Raw genomic sequence first — 22,130 nt, 5'->3', positions numbered from 1 at the left:
TTTTAGATTGTTCTTTTTAGTAATTGCTTGGTTAATTGTAACAATTGTTTTTGATTTTTTGACTTTGGCAATTCTTGAATGGCTGAGATGGCTTTTTGAGTGTAACGTTTGGCAATGTCACGCGCTATTTCAACGCCATCCTGACTGATAACCATTTGAGCGACTTTTTGTTTATCTTCTTTAGTAATTTTTTCTTTTTTATTTAAAATAGCTTTAAAAAGTTCTGGTTCTTTTTTCATGGCTAAAAGTAATGGTAGGCTGTAAACCCCTTTATCTAGATCTTCTAAAACAGGTTTATTTAGTTCTTTTTCATCAGCAGTATAGTCTAAAATATCATCTAGAATTTGGAAAGCCATACCAATGTAGTAACCAATTTTACCAGAAAGTCTGACGATTTCTTGATTTGCACCACCAAAATGAGCTCCTTCTCTGGCAGAAAGTTTAAATAATTCTGCAGTCTTTCCAGAAATGGCTCGAAGATAATCTCTGATAGTCTGGTTTTGATTATGGTAAAGGTGCATTTGATCTAATTCACCAAGAAGAATTTTTTTCATGGCTTTTGAGTTAATAGCCATGTATTCAAAATCATTAGTAGCTTCTAAAATCAGTTCAAAAAAGATAGTAAATAGAAGATCACCAGTATAAACAGCAATATCTTTTCCAAATTGTGTCTGAACTGTCTTTTGACCTCTTCTCAGTGGAGAATCATCAATGACATCATCATGGATGAGTGTAGCCATATGAAGGATTTCTAACGATGCTGCTATCTTCACTAATTTGCTGTGATCTTGATCTTTATTATTGTCCCCAAATTTTGAGAAGAAAAAGAAAAAAGCAGGTCGTAGCTTTTTCCCACCAGAACGATTTAATGAGATGATTGCTTCTTCAATTTCTGGATTTCTGACATGTACCCTATTTTTGATAAGAGTTTCAACTTCTATTATATTATGTTCAATTTCAGGATATTTGCTCCAGTATGATGACATCAATCATTCTCCCTAGTTACTTTTAACTATTATTTTACCGTATTATCAGTTTGATTGCTAGAAATAGTCATTAGATATTGAAAAAAAGATCATATTTCCAAGTGAAAGTTTCTTTTTTGACATCACTAAAACTCTAGCTTTTTGTATTTCTCATTTTATTAGAAACACAAAAACAAAAGTCTATTAAAGTTGTAAATAAGCTTTAAATCATAAGGTTTATTGAATTTTATTATTTTTAGACAATTCCCTTTCTTTTTTGTTATAATAATAAAAAAATGTAAAGGATCTTTAGTCGGTATGAAAGTGATTGAGAAAGCACCTGCAAAGATAAATCTTGGTCTAGATGTCATATGCAAAAGACCCGATGGTTATCATGATTTATCTATGGTGATGACAAGTATTGATTTAAATGATTATGTCACAATAGAAACAAGAGAAGATGACCAATTTATTTTTGAATCAAATGATCATCGCATCCCCACAAATGAAAATAATGATGTTTTAAAAGCAGCAAAATTAATTCAAGATAAGTATGGTATAAAAGGTGGTGCGTCTATTTATCTTGAAAAGAAGATTCCAGTTTGTGCAGGATTAGGTGGTGGGTCAACGGATGCTGCAGCTGCTATTCGTGCTTTTGACCAACTTTGGAATCTCAAAATGACTGATGATGAAATGGTAGCGATAGCTAAACAAATTGGCAGTGATGTTCCTTATTGTTTATTTGGTGGAATGGCCCATGTATCAGGTATGGGAGATGTTGTCTCTCATCTGAAAAAGAGTCCGTCATTTTGGGTTGTTTTGGTGAAACCTAATTTTGGGATTTCAACTCGTACCATTTTTCCAGAGATAGATTGTGAGTCAATTAGTCATGTTGATATTATCTCTCTTATAAATGCTATTGAGTCAAATCAATACCAAGAGATGTTGTCTTATATGGGAAATTCGTTGGAAGATATTTCAATAAATAGGAAACCATTTATTCAAAAATTAAAAGATAGAATGACAAAATCAGGAGCAGATATTGCTTTAATGTCAGGGAGTGGTCCAACTGTTTTTGGTATTTGTCAGACTGAAAAAAAAGCAGATCGTGTTGTCAATAGCATGAGAGGTTTTTGTAAAGAAGTGTATAAAGTGAGAAGTTTATAGAACTAGTTATCATTGATTCTTTATAGGGTAAATGGTATAATTAACTGGTTAATGAAAGAGGCGTTTTATGAGTCATTTAGAAAAGCAATTAGATCATTTAGTGAATCAGATTTTATTAAAAGCTGAGAATAAAACGGAACTATTATTTGGTTCATGTCAGAGTGATGTCAAATTGACAAATACTCAAGAACATATATTAATGTTGTTATCAAAAGAGCAGTTGACTAATTCCGATTTGGCAAAACGTTTAAACGTTAGTCAAGCTGCTGTGACAAAAGCTATCAAAAGTTTAATTAAACAAGGTATGTTGGCATCACAAAAAGATACAGAAGATGCGCGTGTAACTTACTTTGAATTAACTGATTTGGCACAGCCAATTGCTGAGGAACATACTCACCATCATGATGCGACCTTAAAAGTCTATCATCAGATTTTAGATGGTTTTTCTAAAGAAGAACAGGCAACAATAGAACGCTTTTTAACTGTTTTTGCAAACGAGTTAGAAAGGTAAATAATGAGATATATTTCAGTCGAAGGATTGGCTTTTCAATATGACACAGAGCCAGTTCTCGAAAATATTACTTATCATATTAATAGCGGTGAATTTGTTACCATGACTGGTGAAAATGGTGCTGCTAAATCAACATTAATCAAAGCGACTTTAGGAATATTAACGCCTAAAATTGGAAAAGTAACAATTTCAAAGGTAAATAGTAAAGGGAAAAAACTTAGAATAGCTTATCTCCCACAACAAATAGCTAGTTTTAATGCCGGTTTTCCTTCAACAGTTTATGAATTTGTGAAGTCGGGCCGTTATCCAAGAAATGGTTGGTTTAGACGTCTAACAAAACATGATGAAGAACATATCAAAGCTAGTATAGAATCAGTAGGAATGTGGGACAATCGTCATAAACGTATTGGAAGTCTATCAGGTGGGCAAAAACAGCGCGCCGTAATTGCACGCATGTTTGCTTCAGATCCTGATATTTTTGTTTTAGATGAACCAACTACAGGTATGGATGCTGGAACTACAGAAAAGTTTTATGAATTAATGCATCATAATGCTCACAAACATGGAAAGTCAGTATTGATGATCACTCACGATCCAGAGGAAGTCAAAGACTATGCCGACCGTAATATTCACCTAGTTCGAAATCAAACACTTCCTTGGCGTTGTTTCAATATTCATGAAAATGATAAGGAAGGAGAGAACCATGTTTCTTGACATCCTTTTTTATGATTTTATGCAAAGAGCGGTACTATCAGTCATTGCTATTAGTGTGTTCGCGCCTATTTTAGGTATTTTTCTCATTTTGAGAAGACAAAGCCTAATGAGTGATACATTGAGTCACGTTTCTCTTGCTGGTGTTGCTTTAGGAATTTTATTCGGGGTATCACCGACTTGGACAACCATTATTGTTGTGGTGTTAGCTGCTGTTTTACTTGAATATTTGCGTGTGGTTTATAAGCACTACATGGAAATTTCGACTGCTATTTTGATGTCACTTGGGCTCGCGCTATCACTTATCATTATGAGTAAATCAAAAAGTAATAGCAGTATGAGCTTAGAGCAATATCTTTTTGGTTCCATCATTACTATTAGTATGGAACAAGTCATTGCATTATTTGTGATTGCGATTATTGTTCTGGTGTTAACTTTACTTTTTATCCGACCAATGTATATATTAACCTTTGATGAAGATACGGCATTTGTAGATGGTTTACCAGTCAGAATGATGTCTGTTCTCTTTAACATTGTGACAGGTGTTGCTATTGCACTTACCATTCCTGCAGCGGGGGCATTGTTGGTATCTACCATTATGGTTTTACCAGCAAGTATTGCCATGCGGATTGGAAAAAACTTTAAATCTGTTATTTTCTTAGGTATCCTAATTGGTTTTGTGGGTATGGTTACCGGGATTTTTATGTCTTATTATTGGGAAACGCCCGCAAGTGCGACGATTACAATGATTTTCATTAGTATATTTATATTAGTAGCCATTTTCAATAAACTTATTAAAAAATAAAAAGACCAATTGACTTGGTCTTTTTTGTTTATCTGATTTAGCTTGATTAACATTTATTCAAATGTTAATACAAAATATTTTTTCTTATTTGCTATCTAAAAGCCTATAATATCAACGTTTGAAGGGTGTTTTTAGGTCTATTGTTTTGAATTTACTCCCCTTTTTGTGGACTTTTACAAATTTTGGAGAGCTTTTTCATAATATAGTACCGCCTCTTTTTCTTTCTCTTTTGATAAATGGCTATAAGTATCCATAGTCATGGCTAACGTTGCATGTCCTAGGCGGTGTTGTAATTCTTTATAGCCAATTCCAGCATTGAGCAATAAACTAGCGTGTGTGTGTCTGAAAGCGTGAAACGTAAATTGTGGTATACCTGCTTCTTTACAACGGTGTCTAAGTGACTTGGTTCTGGCGTCACTGTTTGGGTATTTTGATATCGTTGTAGAGAATACCAAGGCAGGAGCAGGCGCACCAATCTCCATAAATGCTTGGCGTTGTCTGTTCCTGTACTGTTTGAGCATGAGAATAGTTTTATTATCTATGCTGATAGTTCTGATACCTGCTTTGCTTTTAGGTGTGCCAACCTGTTTTACAATTCGGTTGTAAGTCTTGGTAATGTTGATAGTTGCATTGTCAAAATCAATATCAGACCATTCAAGAGCTACCACCTCTCCATATCGGCAACCAGTAGCAAGTAACAGTTTATACAGTACACTATCATAGTAATAGTTGTAGGCGGTGGGTGCTAGTCGTTCCATGTAGTCTAGGAATGTTTTCAAATCTTCCTTATCGATAAATTTGATACGGTTAGCGCCTGCCTTTTGTGGTCTGGGTAGAATAACCTCACGCGCAGGGTTGAACGGTATCAATTGCATACTAACCCCATATTGTAAGATACGTTTGTTGATTGAGGCAGCCACCCCATAATTAACAATCTTGAAAGCTAGCTTGTTTACCCAACTTTGTATGTGTGCTATATGTATCTTATCTAGTTGCATATCACCAAATACAGGTAAAATATGGTTCCTCAAAAATTGGTGCGTGTTTACGAGTGTTTGAGGTTTAACCGTCATTTGATAATTTTCTAACCATAAATCAGTAAGTTCCTTGTATGTGGTAACTTCTACTCTTTTGAACACAGTTGACCCGTTAGCGTTGAAATTGCTTTGGGCTTGCTGGGCTTTTGTTTTAACCTCTTTTTTCGTTCGCCCTGTTACAGTCGTTTTAACTTTCTTTCCTGTAATGCTATCTACTCCCAAATAAACATTTGAGCGGTACACTTTTGTACCGTTTTTTTTAATAACTTCTTTGATATTCATGATAAACCTTTCTACAGCAGGCAAGCCATTATTAAAAAGGTTCTAGGTTTATATGAATTGTTGGAAAATGAGAGTGTATAGCCGTAGTCCTAAATTGTGATAGCAAGTTAGAGTTTTTCGGATTTAAAATCCGTAAAATACTAGAAAATACGAGAAAATCCTAGTATATGACGTAACAAAACGGCACTCCATATCAGAAAATGTTGGAATAAAAGCTATATACAATCGAATTTAGTAATTTTTAGTAGTTTCCATAATGGAAATATTTGAGGTTTTTTGAGGTAGCCAATATGAAAAAACATGAATTTTTGCAAGTCCCTAAAACAGCGGTAACCATTGTTTTAGTTGCATTTGTGAGCGTATGACTATAAAACCATTCATGCTTTTTAGGGACAGAAGAAATGGAAGAAAATGTGAGTGTATAAGTTTAAGAATGTAGTAAAAAGCAGTACTGGAAATATGTCAGGTTTTGTCAAGTCCTTAACCAGTTATTTGCTTGGAAAATGTCGGACAAAATAGCATGGTAGTAAATCAAATGTTTCAACGTTGTCATTTTTGGGAATAGTTGCAAATGTGAGCAATTAACTACAAATCCTTAATATAGAAATAGCGAAATATTGAAATAAACGCTACTTATTCAGTAACAAGTGTAGTTTCAGGTACGGTTGTAAATATACGGTGAAATCATAGAAAATCATAGCGTATTTTGGGTATGACTGATAAGGATACCTGTATAGTTAAGCCCAAAATTGAGCACTACTGTAAGCCAAAATGTTGGCAAATGTTGGCGCGTGGGTTAGTCGGTATTATTTAAAATAAAAACATCTAAATGTTTAATAGTTGGTGAAAATTCCCAAACATCAAAAGTTTTGCAGAGTAATTCTTTTACTTGTTCAACTAGTTCATTCTGAAATTGGATAGGCATAGTGTCAAATATAGAGGTTTCAGAAACACTAGTATCTAATTCAACGTTATCTAAGTAACCAGTATCGTCAGGGTCAGGCATGCCCTGTATATACTCATACTCATACTTATAATTAAATTTATACTCTAAAAGTTTTTTTATATTTTTCCCTCTACTAAACTCTATTAGCAAAAAACACGGCTCAGAGTACTCTATGAAAGTTTTCCAATATTCTTTTACTTCTGATAGGTTTTCAAAATTATTAAAACCGCACTTTATCCTTACATCATAAGCCCAAAAGTCAAAGAACTCACTAGGATTCACTTCTAAGTAGTTACAAATTTTGTCAATAGTTTGCAGACTTATCTTATCTGTATTGTTATTTGAGATTTTTGAGATGGTAGAGCGTGCTATCCCAGTATCATTAAACAGTTGGGTAGCCGAAATTCCTCTATCAATCATCAATTTAGCTAAATTATTACGAATCATAGAAACCCCTCCTTGGAGAATATTTTAGCTTATACGCTAATATTTTTCAAGTTTTTTTATTTTTTTACTTGACATGATAAAAATGTAGTGTATAATCAAGAGTATAAATTTAGCCTTAACGCTATTTTTTTACACAAAAAAACAAAAAAGGAGTTGTTGGACTATGAAAAATAATTTTCGTATTCTTTTAGCAAAGCAACGTAAAAAGGTTTCAGACATCCACAAAGCAACGGGCATATCTAAAAGTACCTTAACAGCTTTGTATTATGAGCGTACAAAACACCCAGATATTAAAACATTGCAAAAAGTTGCTGACTATTTAGGTGTTACTATTGACGAACTATTGAATGCAGAAGACTAGAGAAGGTGGAATATGATGAACGCAGAAGACTAGAAAGGCAGGTCAGAAATGCAAATTATTAAAAAGGAAAAAGGCGAATTTGGGAAAATCAAGATTGATTTTTATTTGAATAAAGATAGAGAAATCTTGGTTACTATCGAACAGCTAGCCCAAGGGTTTGGATACAAGAACCGTAAGGGCATTGAAAGAATGTTAGAACGTAACTCCTATTTAAGAAGTGACGAATATTCAGTTATTGCAAAGGTACCCCACAGCTTGGGGGGTACCCAAGAAACACGTTTATTTAACAAACGGGGCATATTTGAAATTGGTATGTTATCCCGAACAGAAAAAGGAAAAGTATTCAGGGCTTGGATATATGACTATATAGAGGGATTAGAAAAAGAAAATGCTAACTTCCGTTTACAACGAGCGTTAGAAAGACCTAAACGTTTAGCGCTTAACGAAGTTATTAACCGTTGGGAGAACGCCCCTAAAATGGCTTATTCTACTGTTTACAACCTTTTGCTAAAAGGTGTTACGGGCTATAACAAAACACAATTAACCACTAAGCGAGGCGGTGAAACTGGTATCGATTGCTTGAATAGTATTGAGTTAGCGCAGTATCAAGCATTAGAGGACATGGCAATAGCTCTAATCAATCTGAATTTTAGCTATCAAGAGATAAAAACAATGGTCTTTAGACAAAAAGAAAAGCTCTCACAAGGCGCGTGAAAGCAAAGAAAAAAAGGCTTAGCAGACACCACTCTAACAAGCCTTTAAGTTGGAAATAAAACACGATTAATAAAAAGCAGGCAAGCCATTATTAAAAGGGTTTTAGCAAAGTTTATATAGTTTAATTTTATCAAAGTTAGACTATTGTGTCCAGACAGAGAGCGGAAACTCTTAAAACTAACAACAAGGAAGTATATACAAGAAAAAACATTAAAAGGCGACAAGGAAAAATAATTATGAAACAAGAAATAAAAATCTATTTAACAGCAGAGCAATTGAAAAACTTTGGTGATAGCTTATCGGATATCATGAATAGACTAGAAATGACTAACAACAACATTGAGGTTTTAGAAGTTATTCAAAACAGCGATGAAATAAAATTTGATTGGCTAGCCAGAAAGTTTTTATCAACTACTTATGAGCAAAACCGACAAATCAATAAGCTATTAAATGACGTTTCCTTTGCATTGTTAGAATGCGATAACGAGAAAGAATTAGAGGGGCTTAAATCATGATATACCAAGAAATTAATTTACCAATTTGGGCGCAGTTGGTGCTTATAGCTATTCTTATTCTAATTGGCATTGAAATAGCCAAAATCAAGCCTGTAGAAGCTCCAAAAGAAGTTAAGGAAGAAATACCTGACAACCATATTCAAGAACGGTATGGGGCTTATATTCAATCACAGGGACGTTATTATAATTAAGGAGACAGACCATGACAGATAAAGAATTAAATAAAATAGCTGACCTTATCAATGAGCGTGTAACGTTTGCCGAATTGGAAGAATTCAAGCACTTGGAACAGCGAGAAGATAGGGGAGCATGGGTTAAAAATCAGATTGCTAAGCTAGATAAAGGAGAAATATTGTTATGACAGATAAAACAAGCGCCAATCTTGCTAAAGTAAGGGCTGAAAAGTTCGGAGAAAACCTATCGGAAGCCTTGGATATTATGATTGATTTTTCGCTAGAAAATAAATTTGATTGTTACAGTATCGAGGAACAAAATCAATTAGAGCGAGTATTGGAAATCTTGACTGATTGCTTCGATATGTGGGATAAAGGTCAGATTATTCTAGTCAGCAAAGAAAGAGAGACGATTGAATGAAGCTTCCAACTTTACCAGTAAATTATAAGCGCGTGTTAAGACAAATCAAAGTGGGGGCAGAGAACCCAACTACAGGGGCAGAAATAGCCCTAACCTTAAAACTAGAGGAAAGAACGGTACAGAAGATTATCAGCCAACTAATCACAAGGTATGGTATTCCTATTGTTGGTGTTAGACATGGTTTTAATCGTGGCTATTTTATCCCAGAAGATAAAGCTGAATTACTAGACGGCGCTAAATCTTTCTACGATCAATTACAAGACGAACAAAAACGCTTAAATGTGCTAATGAATGCTGAACCAGAAGAATATAAGCAACTTGTCAAGAAACTGTTAGAGGGAGTGTAAGTATGTTTAGTTTGAGTAGAGAGAGTGAAGAAAGCCTAAAAATGGAAGTGCTGAAGCTGGTATCTGGTTTTCTAAAGTCCTATACCAAGCCAAAGTCCAAAACATTAGGACTAATCACACAAGATGAACTACTAACAGACTTATCTGTTAGCTTTAACACGTTGCAACGGTGGGAGCAGGCAGGTTTAAAACGATACATGCCACCAATCGAAGGCACGCGCACTGTATTTTACAAAATTGATGACATTTTAATATTTTTAGGAGTAGAAAAATGATTGATGATATTATACCAGAGTTAAATGACCTACAGACGTTAGCAACTGTGGCTTTGGTTGATGATAATTTGAACACTAGTCAAGCAGTTTTACGATTAGTTGAACAAAAAATACCACAGCTTATTGAAATTTTAGAGGAGTTGGATAATGGGAAGATATAATATACACCCTGCACAAGGTGGCGGACATTATCACAATGAGAAGCATTATAAAGACCGTCGCCCTACATTGGAACAGCAAGAAGAACAAAAAAGACTTAAAAAGTTGAAGAAAAAACGGAGAAGAGGGTATTAGTATGTACCAGTTGATTAACTTACAAATCAATAAGCAAGTTTTACCTTTGTTTGGCTTTCTAAAGGACAATCCCACACGAACCATAGCCAAAGACAATCATGTCATGATGACCTACTACCAACCACCAGACTTTTATCTAGTGCCATTTAGCTATAAAGGTATCACGGTAACTGTAACCGCCACAGACGACCTAGAAAGCTATTTAGAGGACGGTTGGCAGGTTGCTAGAGATTATCAGATAGCAAGCGTGCAAGACAAGCTAGCGGACGTGTTAGACGAGTTAGAACATGAATACCTGAACAGACAGAGAGCAGGAAGTCCATTGCCTATTATGGGACTTGTGTTTGATTGGATAGCTTACGGACTATTTAGCAAAGAAGAAATCATAGCCTTTGTTAAGTTATTCTACCTAAACGGCTATTCATACGAGCAAATCACACAGTTGTATGCTAGCTTAACCAAAAGCAATAACCTTAATATCTGCTTTCTAAACACCATTAATACGATTTTCAAGGAGGAACTGAATGAGCGAATTTATGAAACAGCTTGATGAAAAAGTGCCAGACGTTTCAACGTCTATCCCGTTGTCGGCACCAATCACAGAGGAGCAGGAAGACAATTATTTAACAACGTTTAAAAATATAAAAAGCGTGTTATTTGATGAGGTTGAAAAAATCAAACGTGATGCCTATAACCGTGCTTATCAAGAATACATGTTAGAGCATGAGAATGCAGAGGATAAGACAACAAGAGCATACGCTGAGAAAGCGCGTAAAAAAGCGACTCCAAGCGCACCTCTTGCCGTTGCAATTATCTTAAAAAAATATATTCACTTTACACGTATTAAGCCAGAGGGACAAAATCAGAAAGCGCCTTTGTACTTTTATCACCCTGACAAAGGTATCTACACCGAGGATAACGAATTCTTACAAGATTTGATTATGCTTATTTTTCCAAACGCTACTGAAAAACAAGCATTTGATACGCTTTACAAAATCGCACACAAAAGCCCAATCAAGAAAATACAAGGTGAGTATACAGCTATTGGCAGACAACTTTATAACAACGCAACAGGCAAATTTGAGCCTTTCAATCCTCAAATCATTGTCACTAGAAAAATCAAAACCGCCTACAATCCTTATGCCAAAGAGCCAACTATAAACGGTTGGAAAGTGACAGATTGGCTTAAAGAATTGTTTGACGGTGATAAGGAATTGTACCAGCTTGCTATCCAAATTATTAAAGCGAGCGTTACAGGTCAATCACTAGAAAAAATTTTTTGGTTGTACGGCGAGGGCGGAACAGGTAAAGGAACTTTTCAACAGTTGCTAATAAATTTGGTTGGTTTGGAAAACGTTGCAAGTCTTAAAATTACAGACTTAAATAAAAGCCGTTTTACCACTTCTATTTTGCTTGGAAAATCGTTAGTTATTGGTGATGATGTCCAAAAAGACGCTATTATCAAAGATACCTCTGATATGTTTAGTCTTGCGACTGGTGATATTATGACAATTGAGGACAAAGGGAAAAAGCCTTATTCGTTGAGGTTAAATATGACCGTTGTACAATCTTCCAACGGTCTCCCACGTATGAATGGTGATGTATCAGCAATTGACAGACGGTTTAGAATTTTGACATTTTCAAGCAAATTTAAAGTTAAACCAAACCCAGCTATCAAAAAAGATTATATCAATCGCAAAGAAGTCCTAGAGTATTTGGTTAAGTTAGCGATTGAAACACCGCTAGAAGACATTAATCCCAAACAGTCTCAAACTTTATTAGGCGAACACCAAAAGGACATTAATCCTGTTTTAGATTTTGTTGAAAAGACATTTAAAGAAGATTTGGCGAGTGAATTTATTCCCAATGATTTTATTTGGTATTGCTGGAAACAGTATCAAGATTATTTTAATCAATCGCTTTTTAAAACTGAAAGAGGATTACACAGAGATATTAAGCAGATTTTACCACCTTACATTAGAGTTGGTGTAAGAACTATTCCAGCAGGTAGGCAACTACATTTAGGCTTTTACCCTAAAGAGGATATACCAGACTATGCTAGTCTTGCGACCTATTCAAACGGCAGAGAGACACCGGAGAAACGCAAGAAATCCAAAAAAGATAGGGGATATTGGAATAACAACGCAAAACATAAATAATTTTTTTGGAACACTTGGAACATTCGTATTTGTTAACGTTCCACGAGCTAATCTTACAGCCCCAAGGTTTTGGAACATTTTTTACATTTAGTACATTAATAATAAAATACATATAAATAAAAAAAGAGTGTATAAAAAAGAAAAAATAATTTATACGTTAAAAAAGTGACAAACGCGCCAAAGCCTTGGGACACAAGGGATATCAGGAACAAAGAAACGTTCCACGAAGTTTCCAAACGTTCCAAAAATCAGAAAGGTAAATTAAGAAAATGGATAAACAAGATGTGAAAATGACTTATAACAATCCTATGACATTTATAAGCAGTATGGTTAACGCAGTTAAGCATATCATGAACGACTTTAATTGTGACAAAACAACAGCACTAGAGATTTACAAGCTAGCTTATCAAATAGCAAACAATCAAAATATGAAAGAGGTAACTAATATGACTAACACAAACAAATCAACAGCACCAATGCCCCTAACAGAACTCAAAGCATGGGTAGAAGAAACTTGCGAACTATCCGAGCTATTACAGACCAAAGACTATAAGAGCTATCTTCCCGAAGAGAAACAAGAAGAATTCGAAACAATCGCTTTTAGTGTTTTCAATTGTTTGGAAAGCTTCTTGATGATGTTAGAAGATAATGAATTACATTATCAACCAAAGCCAATCGAGGAAGAAAGTGACTTGGATAACCAATCAAACGAGATGGCACAATATCAAGAGTTAGCTAAAGAAGTAGAGGACAACGACAAGGAAGCGCGTGAGATTGTCTGCTATGAGTATGATGATACTATTCATGAGTACATTGACAAACGAACAGAACAGCTAAAGGAACAAGCAACGTTTGAGGAATTGATTAACAAGGTTGCATTATATGAGAGTGAGTTGTTAGATTATGCAGAACGTTTGTTAAGTGATGAACCATTGAACGCAGATAGTGAAACAGCAATCAGAACGCTTGATATGCTAGATGATGAAGCGATTGACTTATTCAAGTCTGTAGACATTGACAATGAATATCAAGGTTTAGAGTATTACAATACAAATCTAAACAAAGAAGATTAAAGCAAAGTATGTTATCATAGTATCAACAGACGAGACAGCAAAGGCAAGATAAGAAGCTTACTGATTATCAGTAGGCTTTTTGCTTGGATAGAGAAACGAACCAAGAGCGAAGCGAGAGAAACACGCGCTTCCCTTGTTTATTATTCGGAAAGTACCCCACACACTTTTTAACGGGGCTATGTTTGTTCGTGATTAAAGGACGCTGCCCTCTTCTGTGCAAAAAAAACCGTTTTTGATTTTTCTAGCACGTCATTATTAGCCCCTAAAATGCCCTGTATGACGTTTTAAGTGATTTGGGTATAATTATATTATCCGAGTGTTTAAATTAACCCCCGCCCCCGTGTATGAGCCATAGGAGAGCCACGACAAGGTGTTAGCTTGTATCACGCGCCATTTTTTCAGATTTTTAAGGGGTGTCATATAACCTTGAAAAGTCTTATTTTGATTGTGTTTTGTTTATCAGTTAACTTTCTATTTGTTCCGCTTTTAGATTGCATAAAAAAAGCCTATAGGACGAACCTATAGACCCAAAAAAAGCCCTACTCACACAAACCTCAAATATGAAACGCTACTGATATCATAACATTTTCTATATTTATTTTGGCTTTGTGCCAATGCATATATTATAACACAGGAGACAGAAAATGGAAATCAAAGAAAGACTAAAAAACATGTATTATAAGCGTTTGTATATTGAGAACTTGAAAGCAACCTTGGAACATGATAGGGAGTTGGTTAAGTTATCGCCTGAGCATTTAGCACGTATTGAGACAGAGGACTTGAAACAGATTGAGCAAGCAGAAGCAGACTTACAAGATGACATAGATTTAATCAATAGCCTAGATGATAAACTACAGCGTAACATACTGACTGAACGCTATATAAATAATCTCAAATGGGCTGATATAGCAGATAAGCTATTTTATCCAAGACAAACACTACTCAGACATCATAACAAGGCTTTAGAGCAACTCACGCGCCACAATCAATTTTAAGCCTCATAAACAACGTTCTTAATAGCCTACAGCAACCGCAAAGACTTTCCGAGGGTAATTATACTAGACCAGTATTTTAAGTTTGATTTAGCGCCTGTAGAACGTGTCTGGGAGCAAAAGAAAAGTCACCCCAAAAGTGGGATAGCTTTCAAACTAAAGTAAGATTAGTGCAATGTAGTAAGTATGTTTATATTATACCAAACCAAAAAAAGCACCTTTTGGGTGCTAGTTTCTTGCCTGCTGAACTCGTAAAATTTACTCCCCTTTTTGTGGACTTTTGATAAAAATAAGTAAAAATGTAAGGAGATAGGTTTTTCCAGAAATCCTGCAATATCAACGTTCCAAGGGTTCTATGCTAGTATATGATTAGCTAAAGTCCAGTACAAAATATTTTTTCTTACCACGACGGATAACCGTTAATTGATCATCAATCTTGTCAGTATCGCCTAAAGAGTACTCTAAGTCTTGTACGCGAGCACCATTGATGTAAATAGCTCCGTTTTGCACATCTTCACGTGCTTGACGTTTTGATGAAGAAATAGCTGCACTAACTAATACATCAACGATATTAAGACTATCCTCTTTTTTGACAGTGTAATTTGGAACATTGCTTAAGCCTTGTTTTAGCTCACTTGCTGAGAGATTCCTTATATTTCCAGCGAAAAGTTGTTCAGTAATATTCAAAGCTTGTTTGTAGGCATCTTCGCCATGAACAAGAGTTACAACTTCTTTAGCTAATATTTTTTGAGCTAGACGTTCGTGTCTTGCAGCATTGAATTCTTTTTCAATCTCTGCAATTTCTTCTAATGATAGGAAGGTAAAGATTTTCAAGAAACGTACAGCATCATCATCCATGACATTTAACCAAAATTGGTACAATTCGTAAGGTGAAGTTTTGTCAGCATCAAGCCATACAGCATTTCCTTCTGATTTTCCGAATTTTTTACCACTGGCATCAGTAATGAGGGGGACTGTCATAACATGTGCAGTGCGTTCTGCTTTACGTCTGATTAACTCTGTCCCAGCAGTCATATTACCCCATTGGTCAGAACCACCAATTTGAAGACTAACATCATGTTTTTCATTTAATTCATAAAAATCATAACCTTGCATAATTTGGTAAGCAAATTCTGTATAGGAAATGCCTGTTTCAATTCGTTTTTTGACAGAGTCTTTACTCATCATGTAGTTAACAGTAAAGTATTTTCCCACGTCACGAAGGAAGTCGATAAAGCTGATATCTGAAAACCAATCGTAGTTATTAACCAATTCAGCCTTATTGTCGCCGTTTTCAAAATCTAAAAAACGAGATAATTGATCTTTGATTTTTTGTGACCAGTCAAGAACCGTCTCTTTTGTTTGTAAGCTTCTTTCTGCATCTTTGAAGGATGGATCGCCAATTAATCCAGTTGCTCCTCCAACTAATGCATAAGGTTTATGCCCTGCAAGTTGAAGTCTGCGTGACGCTAAAATAGCAACTAGGTGACCAAGATGAAGACTATCTGCAGTTGGGTCATAGCCGGTATAATAGGATACTTGCCCTTCTGTTAATGCTTTGACAAGGGCTTCTTCATCGGTCGTTTGAAAGACCAAGCCACGAGCTTTGAGTTCTTCAAATATATTCATCGGCTTTCTCCAATTCTTTTATAATAGTACATGACATTATATCAAAAATGCCACATCTAATGCAAGCTTTACTAAAGTTTGGTATAATGGATAATGAGGTATTTTAGAGTGAAACAAAAACATGAGACACAGCATCAAAAGGACAATGACCAATTAAGTCATTTTGATTTGGGAACTATTGGCCTAAGAATATTAAAATTAATGACTAATTTCTTTTTTGTCATCATCTTATTATTTACCATGTTAGGTGCCGGAATGGCTTTTGGATACTTGGCTAGTCAAGTAGATTCTGTAAAAGTACCAACTAAAGAGACATTGGTAAAAGAAGTTAGTTCTTTATCCATGATTTCAAAAATGACTTATTCAGATAAAAGTTTAATTTCAGAGATTGACACCGATTTATTAAGAACCCCTGTCAAAAATGATGCCATTTCAGATAATATGAAAAATGCTATCATTTCCACAGAGGATGAAAATTTTAAAAAGCATAAAGGCGTCGTTCCAAAAGCAGTTGTTAGAGCTACATTAGCTTCTGTTTTAGGTCTTGGAGAGTCAAGTGGTGGTTCAACCCTAACGCAACAATTATTAAAACAGCAAGTGCTAGGCGATGATCCAACATTTAAACGCAAATCAAAAGAAATTATCTATGCCTTAGCTTTAGAACGTTATATGTCTAAAGATGACATCTTAACAACCTATTTAAATGTTTCTCCTTTTGGACGTAACAATAAAGGTCAAAATATTGCAGGTGTTGAAGAGGCTGCACAAGGTATCTTTGGTGTTTCTGCAAAAGATTTAACGGTTCCTCAAGCTGCTTTTTTAGCAGGACTACCACAAAGTCCAATTGTATATTCACCTTACTTGGCAAGTGGTCAGTTAAAATCGGATAAAGATTTGAGTTACGGTCTTACTCGTCAAAAAAATGTTTTGTATAATATGTATCGTGCAGGTGTATTAACTAAAGACCAATATGATAGCTATAAAGCTTATGATATCAAAAAGGACTTTAAAGCATCTGAAACAGCTTCTGTCAACAATCATGATTATCTTTATTACAAGGTCATGAGTGAGGCTAAAGATATTATGTATAATTATCTGGTGAAAAAAGATAAGGTGTCAGCTCAAGACCTAAAAAATGATGAAACAAAAGCATCTTATGAAGATAGAGCTATTCAAACATTGCAACAAGGTGGTTATACTGTTTCGACTACTATCAACAAATCCATCTATAATGCTATGCAAAATGCAGTAGCTAAAGATGGAGGTTTATTAGATGATGGCAGTGGTTCTGTCGAAGTTGGTAATGTCTTAACAGATAATAAATCAGGTGCTATCTTAGGCTTAATTGGAGGACGTAATTTTAGTACTAACCAAAACAATCATGCTTTCGATACTAAAAGATCACCTGGTTCAAGTATAAAACCAATCATTGCATATGGACCAGCTATTGACCAAGGTTTAATGGGAAGTGCAAGTATTGTTTCAAATTATCCAACAACTTTCTCAAGTGGACAAAAAATCATGCACGTTGGTGATGAAGGTACAACTATGATTACACTTCAAGAAGCTTTGAATACGTCTTGGAACATTCCAGCCTTTTGGACTTACAAATTATTAAGAGAAAAAGGTGTCAATGTTGAAGATTATATGACTAAGATTAATTACGATAGTAGTATCAGTGATTATTCTATTGAAAGTCTTCCACTTGGTGGTGGTGTTGATGTTTCAGTAGCACAACAAACCAATGCCTACCAAATGATTGCTAATAATGGCGTTTATAAAAAACAATACATGGTTGATAAGATTACAGCAGAAGATGGAACGGTCATTTATCAACATAAGGATAATCCTGTTAGAGTATTCTCTCCAGCAGCGGCAACTATTTTACAAGAATTGTTAAAAGGACCGATTACTTCTGGTGCGACAACTCAGTTTAGAGATGATTTAAAATCATTAAACGCTGGTTTAGCTGGAGCCGATTGGATTGGTAAGACTGGTACTACTGATGATTATACGGATGCTTGGTTGATGCTCTCAACACCTCGCGTAACATTAGGTGGTTGGATTGGTCATGATAATAATACATCACTTTCTAAAATGGCTGGTTATAAAAACAATGCTAATTATATGGCTCATTTGGTTAATGCAATTAATAATGCAGATAGCTCAACTTTTGGTGGTGAGAAATTTAGCCTAGATTCAAGTGTTATCAAATCAAATGTCTTGAAGTCAACTGGTCTTCAAGAAGGAACAGTTAACTATAATGGTAAAACTTATAACGTAAGCGGTGAGAAAACGACTAGTTATTGGGCTAAAAATGGTGCAGGTAAAATGACCTATAAATTCGGAATTGGTGGAACAGATAGTGACTATCAAAAAGCCTGGGCAAGTTTAGTTGGCAAATAAAAAAGAATTGACAATGAAAAATAAATAGTGTAGAATATTAATAACTATTTGTCGTCCAATCTAGTTGAAATATTGTCCAACTAGGAAGAACAGCAGTTAAATCAAACTAATACAGTCAGATTTAGCTGCTCTTTTTGTGCCTATTTTTCAAAATATTTTGCTTTGTCATGAATATTTAAAGATTCTAAAAATTCACATTTAGGGCAAATGAAAATTAGTTGTCGTTTGCTGATGCAAACAGTTAAATAGAGAAGGAGCTAAAAACTTGGCAGGACATGAAGTTCAGTACGGAAAACACCGTACACGTCGAAGCTTTTCAAGAATCAAAGAGGTTCTTGATTTACCAAATTTAATTGAAATTCAAACTGACTCATTCCAAGATTTCCTTGAATCAGGATTGAAAGAAGTTTTTGAAGATGTTTTACCAATTTCAAACTTCACTGATACTATGGAACTTGAGTTTGTTGGCTATGAATTCAAAGAACCAAAATACACCCTTGAAGAAGCTCGTATTCACGATGCTAGCTACTCAGCACCTATTTTTGTCACTTTCCGTTTAGTAAACAAAGAAACTGGTGAAATTAAAACACAAGAAGTTTTCTTTGGTGATTTCCCAATTATGACGGAAATGGGAACGTTTATTATCAATGGTGGTGAACGTATTATTGTTTCTCAACTTGTTCGCTCTCCTGGCGTTTATTTTAATGACAAAGTTGATAAAAATGGCAAAGTTGGATATGGCTCAACAGTAATTCCTAACCGTGGTGCATGGCTAGAACTTGAAACAGATGCTAAGGATATCGCTTATACACGTATTGACCGGACGCGTAAAATTCCTTTTACAACTTTAGTTCGTGCCTTAGGTTTCTCAGGTGATGATGAAATTGTTGATATCTTTGGGGATAGTGAGCTTGTTCGCAATACTATTGAAAAAGATATTCATAAAAATCCATCAGATTCACGTACTGATGAAGCTTTGAAAGAAATTTATGAACGTCTTCGCCCAGGTGAACCAAAAACAGCTGACAGTTCACGTAGTTTACTGATTGCACGGTTCTTTGATGCACGTCGCTATGACTTGGCGGCTGTTGGACGTTATAAAATCAACAAAAAATTAAATATTAAAACACGTTTATTAAATCAAGTTATTGCTGAAAATCTTGTTGACGGTGAAACTGGAGAAATCCTTGTTGAAGCTGGTACTGAAATGACTCACGATGTGATTGATTCTATTTCAGAACAACTTGATAATGGTTTAAATAGTTTCGTCTATACACCAAATGATTATGCTGTTGTGACTGAACCAGTTGTTCTTCAAAAATTCAAAGTTGTCGCTCCAACTGATCCAGATCGTGTTGTTACAATTGTTGGGAATGCTAATCCAGATGACAAAGTTCGTGCATTAACACCAGCTGATATTTTAGCTGAAATGTCATATTTCCTAAACCTTGCTGAAGGGCTTGGAAAAGTGGACGATATTGACCATTTAGGTAATCGTCGTATTCGTGCTGTTGGTGAATTACTTGCTAACCAGTTTCGTATTGGTCTTGCACGTATGGAAAGAAATGTTCGTGAACGTATGTCAGTTCAAGATAATGATGTTCTAACACCTCAACAAATTATTAATATCCGTCCGGTAACTGCAGCTGTTAAAGAATTCTTTGGTTCTTCTCAATTATCACAGTTCATGGACCAACATAATCCGCTTTCTGAGTTATCTCATAAACGTCGTCTTTCAGCCTTAGGACCTGGAGGTTTGACACGTGACCGTGCTGGTTATGAAGTTCGTGACGTGCATTACACTCATTATGGTCGTATGTGTCCAATTGAAACTCCTGAAGGACCAAACATTGGTTTGATTAACAACTTATCATCTTATGGACATTTAAATAAATATGGTTTTATTCAAACACCATACCGTAAAGTGAACCGTGAAACAGGTGTTGTCACAAATGAAATCCAATGGTTAACTGCAGATGAAGAAGATGAGTACACAGTAGCACAAGCAAATTCTCCACTAACAGAAGATGGTAAATTTGCTGATGAAATTGTGATGGGTCGTCATCAAGGGGTCAACCAAGAATATTCTGCACATGCAGCAGATTTCATGGATGTTTCTCCTAAGCAAGTAGTTGCTGTCGCTACAGCATGTATTCCTTTCTTGGAAAACGATGACTCAAATCGTGCCCTCATGGGTGCCAACATGCAACGTCAGGCTGTTCCGTTAATTGATCCAAAAGCACCATTTGTTGGTACTGGTATGGAATATCAAGCTGCTCATGATTCAGGAGCAGCAGTAATTGCTCAACATGCTGGTAAAGTTATCTTCTCAGATGCTGAAAAAGTTGAAGTACGTCGCGAAGATGGTTCTTTAGATGTTTACCATGTTACTAAATTCCGTCGTTCAAACTCAGGTACTGCCTATAACCAACGTACACTTGTAAAAGTTGGAGATATTGTTGAAGAAGGTGATTTTATTGCTGATGGACCATCTATGGAAAGTGGTGAAATGGCCCTTGGACAAAACCCAGTTGTTGCCTATATGACTTGGGAAGGCTATAACTTCGAGGATGCGGTCATTATGAGTGAACGTCTTGTTAAAGAAGATGTTTATACTTCAGTTCACTTAGAAGAATTTGAATCAGAAACACGTGATACAAAGCTTGGGCCTGAAGAAATCACACGCGAAATTCCAAATGTTGGTGAAGAAGCTCTTAAAGACTTAGACGAAATGGGTATTATCCGTATCGGTGCTGAAGTCAGCGAGGGAGATATTTTAGTTGGTAAAGTAACACCTAAAGGTGAAAAAGATTTATCTGCAGAAGAACGCTTGTTACATGCTATCTTTGGTGATAAATCCCGTGAAGTTCGTGATACTTCACTGCGTGTACCACACGGTGGTGATGGTATTGTGCGAGATGTTAAAATCTTTACTCGTGCCAATGGTGATGAATTGCAATCAGGCGTAAATATGCTTGTTCGTGTTTACATTGCACAAAAACGTAAAATCAAAGTCGGTGATAAGATGGCCGGTCGTCACGGAAACAAAGGGGTTGTTTCTCGTATTGTTCCAGTTGAAGATATGCCATATTTACCAGATGGAACACCAGTTGATATCATGTTAAATCCACTTGGTGTGCCTTCACGTATGAATATCGGACAAGTTATGGAGCTTCACTTAGGTATGGCTGCCCGTAATTTAGGTATCCACATTGCAACACCTGTCTTTGATGGTGCAACATCTGAAGATTTATGGGAAACAGTTCAAGAAGCTGGTATGGATAGCGATGCTAAGACTGTCCTTTATGATGGCCGTACTGGTGAGCCATTTGACAACCGTGTTTCAGTTGGTGTCATGTACATGATTAAACTTCATCACATGGTCGATGATAAACTTCATGCGCGTTCAGTTGGACCATACTCACTTGTTACACAACAACCTTTAGGTGGTAAAGCACAGTTTGGTGGACAACGTTTTGGTGAGATGGAGGTTTGGGCACTTGAAGCTTATGGTGCATCAAATGTTCTTCAAGAAATCTTGACTTACAAATCTGACGACGTTACTGGCCGTCTAAAAGCTTATGAAGCTATTACAAAAGGTAAACCAATTCCAAAACCAGGTGTTCCAGAATCATTCCGTGTTCTTGTAAAAGAATTGCAATCACTTGGTCTTGATATGCGTGTCCTTGATGAAGATGATAACGAGGTTGAACTTCGTGATCTTGACGAAGGTGAAGATGACGATGTGATGCACGTTGATGATCTTGAAAAAGCACGTGAAACAAAAGAACCAACAGAAGTCGTCGAAACAAGTGAAGAAAATTAATCTGATTGTAACTGATGATAAGTAAAAACAAGAGCTAGAGTCATAGACTCTAGTTGACTTGTTATGATAAAACG

At 35.6% G+C, this 22,130-nt stretch carries 24 protein-coding genes; 20 read left to right on the top strand and 4 right to left on the bottom strand.

The features are described from left to right. Positions 1 to 2: 2 nt before the first annotated feature. A complete protein-coding gene (locus STRUR_RS10450) occupies positions 3 to 986 on the bottom strand; it encodes a polyprenyl synthetase family protein (protein ID WP_006738712.1) in 984 nt (327 codons plus the stop codon). A gap of 297 nt (positions 987 to 1,283) precedes the next feature. On the opposite strand from STRUR_RS10450, the gene ispE reads away from it, so the two are divergent. The 4 genes from ispE to STRUR_RS10430 all read left to right on the top strand — a co-directional run bounded on the left by ispE (position 1,284) and on the right by STRUR_RS10430 (position 4,159). Then, positions 1,284 to 2,132: a 4-(cytidine 5'-diphospho)-2-C-methyl-D-erythritol kinase gene (gene ispE / locus STRUR_RS10445; protein ID WP_006739457.1), complete on the top strand. Its 849-nt coding sequence runs from the start codon at positions 1,284 to 1,286 to the stop codon at positions 2,130 to 2,132. Positions 2,133 to 2,199: 67 nt separating this feature from the next. Further along, positions 2,200 to 2,643, top strand: a complete 444-nt coding sequence (locus STRUR_RS10440) for a zinc-dependent MarR family transcriptional regulator (RefSeq protein ID WP_006739921.1) — start codon at positions 2,200 to 2,202, stop codon at positions 2,641 to 2,643. 3 nt (positions 2,644 to 2,646) lie between these two features. Next, a complete protein-coding gene (locus STRUR_RS10435) occupies positions 2,647 to 3,357 on the top strand; it encodes a metal ABC transporter ATP-binding protein (protein ID WP_006740110.1) in 711 nt (236 codons plus the stop codon). Then, positions 3,347 to 4,159, top strand: coding sequence for a metal ABC transporter permease (locus STRUR_RS10430; protein ID WP_006738457.1), 813 nt, complete (start codon positions 3,347 to 3,349; stop codon positions 4,157 to 4,159). Before STRUR_RS10435 ends, STRUR_RS10430 begins: the two co-directional genes overlap by 11 nt. A gap of 173 nt (positions 4,160 to 4,332) precedes the next feature. On the opposite strand, the gene STRUR_RS10425 is transcribed toward STRUR_RS10430, so the two are convergent. Further along, a complete protein-coding gene (locus tag STRUR_RS10425; RefSeq protein WP_006738650.1) occupies positions 4,333 to 5,478 on the bottom strand; it encodes a tyrosine-type recombinase/integrase in 1,146 nt (381 codons plus the stop codon). Between the two features lie 796 nt (positions 5,479 to 6,274). Beyond that, on the bottom strand, positions 6,275 to 6,871 hold the full coding sequence (locus STRUR_RS10420; protein WP_006738794.1) for a helix-turn-helix domain-containing protein: 597 nt from the start codon (positions 6,869 to 6,871) through the stop codon (positions 6,275 to 6,277). 163 nt (positions 6,872 to 7,034) lie between these two features. Between STRUR_RS10420 and STRUR_RS10415 the strand changes: the two genes are divergently transcribed. The 14 genes from STRUR_RS10415 to STRUR_RS10360 all read left to right on the top strand — a co-directional run bounded on the left by STRUR_RS10415 (position 7,035) and on the right by STRUR_RS10360 (position 14,198). Next, a complete protein-coding gene (locus tag STRUR_RS10415) occupies positions 7,035 to 7,232 on the top strand; it encodes a helix-turn-helix domain-containing protein (protein WP_006739557.1) in 198 nt (65 codons plus the stop codon). Positions 7,233 to 7,280: 48 nt separating this feature from the next. Then, positions 7,281 to 7,946 carry a BRO-N domain-containing protein gene (locus STRUR_RS10410; RefSeq protein WP_006739865.1) on the top strand — a complete coding sequence of 222 codons (666 nt, stop codon included), beginning with the start codon at positions 7,281 to 7,283 and terminating at the stop codon, positions 7,944 to 7,946. A gap of 236 nt (positions 7,947 to 8,182) precedes the next feature. Next, entirely contained in the window at positions 8,183 to 8,461 is a 279-nt protein-coding gene (locus tag STRUR_RS10405) for a hypothetical protein (RefSeq protein WP_006740326.1), read from the top strand. Further along, a complete protein-coding gene (locus STRUR_RS10400) occupies positions 8,458 to 8,652 on the top strand; it encodes a hypothetical protein (protein WP_006738623.1) in 195 nt (64 codons plus the stop codon). The genes STRUR_RS10405 and STRUR_RS10400 overlap by 4 nt, the downstream gene beginning before the upstream one ends. An 11-nt stretch (positions 8,653 to 8,663) precedes the next feature. After that, positions 8,664 to 8,822, top strand: coding sequence for a hypothetical protein (locus STRUR_RS11785; RefSeq protein WP_006739085.1), 159 nt, complete (start codon positions 8,664 to 8,666; stop codon positions 8,820 to 8,822). Then, on the top strand, positions 8,819 to 9,055 hold the full coding sequence (locus STRUR_RS10395; RefSeq protein WP_006739397.1) for a hypothetical protein: 237 nt from the start codon (positions 8,819 to 8,821) through the stop codon (positions 9,053 to 9,055). The genes STRUR_RS11785 and STRUR_RS10395 overlap by 4 nt, the downstream gene beginning before the upstream one ends. Beyond that, the gene (locus tag STRUR_RS10390) at positions 9,052 to 9,402 is read left to right on the top strand and encodes an HTH domain-containing protein (RefSeq protein WP_006740000.1); all 351 of its coding nucleotides are present in this window, start codon (positions 9,052 to 9,054) and stop codon (positions 9,400 to 9,402) included. The genes STRUR_RS10395 and STRUR_RS10390 overlap by 4 nt, the downstream gene beginning before the upstream one ends. A 2-nt stretch (positions 9,403 to 9,404) precedes the next feature. Next, entirely contained in the window at positions 9,405 to 9,677 is a 273-nt protein-coding gene (locus tag STRUR_RS10385) for a hypothetical protein (protein WP_006740711.1), read from the top strand. Beyond that, on the top strand, positions 9,674 to 9,838 hold the full coding sequence (locus STRUR_RS10380; RefSeq protein ID WP_006740352.1) for a hypothetical protein: 165 nt from the start codon (positions 9,674 to 9,676) through the stop codon (positions 9,836 to 9,838). Before STRUR_RS10385 ends, STRUR_RS10380 begins: the two co-directional genes overlap by 4 nt. Continuing rightward, positions 9,825 to 9,971 carry a hypothetical protein gene (locus STRUR_RS11780; RefSeq protein WP_006739871.1) on the top strand — a complete coding sequence of 49 codons (147 nt, stop codon included), beginning with the start codon at positions 9,825 to 9,827 and terminating at the stop codon, positions 9,969 to 9,971. Before STRUR_RS10380 ends, STRUR_RS11780 begins: the two co-directional genes overlap by 14 nt. A 1-nt stretch (position 9,972) precedes the next feature. After that, a complete protein-coding gene (locus tag STRUR_RS10375; RefSeq protein ID WP_006739466.1) occupies positions 9,973 to 10,521 on the top strand; it encodes a hypothetical protein in 549 nt (182 codons plus the stop codon). Next, positions 10,496 to 12,130, top strand: a complete 1,635-nt coding sequence (locus tag STRUR_RS10370; protein WP_006740445.1) for a DNA primase family protein — start codon at positions 10,496 to 10,498, stop codon at positions 12,128 to 12,130. The genes STRUR_RS10375 and STRUR_RS10370 overlap by 26 nt, the downstream gene beginning before the upstream one ends. Positions 12,131 to 12,399: 269 nt before the next feature. After that, positions 12,400 to 13,203 carry a hypothetical protein gene (locus STRUR_RS10365; RefSeq protein WP_006738541.1) on the top strand — a complete coding sequence of 268 codons (804 nt, stop codon included), beginning with the start codon at positions 12,400 to 12,402 and terminating at the stop codon, positions 13,201 to 13,203. 644 nt (positions 13,204 to 13,847) lie between these two features. Further along, complete coding sequence (locus STRUR_RS10360) at positions 13,848 to 14,198, top strand: DUF1492 domain-containing protein (protein ID WP_006738990.1); 351 nt, start codon at positions 13,848 to 13,850, stop codon at positions 14,196 to 14,198. Positions 14,199 to 14,564: 366 nt separating this feature from the next. Here STRUR_RS10360 and tyrS read toward each other — a convergent pair whose 3' ends face one another. Then, positions 14,565 to 15,824: a tyrosine--tRNA ligase gene (gene tyrS, locus STRUR_RS10355; protein WP_006739077.1), complete on the bottom strand. Its 1,260-nt coding sequence runs from the start codon at positions 15,822 to 15,824 to the stop codon at positions 14,565 to 14,567. Positions 15,825 to 15,917: 93 nt separating this feature from the next. Between tyrS and pbp1b the strand changes: the two genes are divergently transcribed. After that, complete coding sequence (pbp1b, locus tag STRUR_RS10350; protein WP_037595799.1) at positions 15,918 to 18,230, top strand: penicillin-binding protein PBP1B; 2,313 nt, start codon at positions 15,918 to 15,920, stop codon at positions 18,228 to 18,230. 265 nt (positions 18,231 to 18,495) lie between these two features. Then, a complete protein-coding gene (gene rpoB, locus STRUR_RS10345; RefSeq protein WP_006739278.1) occupies positions 18,496 to 22,056 on the top strand; it encodes a DNA-directed RNA polymerase subunit beta in 3,561 nt (1,186 codons plus the stop codon). Positions 22,057 to 22,130 lie beyond the last annotated feature (74 nt).

This window comes from Streptococcus urinalis 2285-97 (genome assembly GCF_000188055.2).
Lineage (GTDB): Bacteria > Bacillota > Bacilli > Lactobacillales > Streptococcaceae > Streptococcus > Streptococcus urinalis.
Note: the sequence above shows the minus strand (reverse complement) of the source record. Positions and strands in the feature narration are given on the sequence as shown.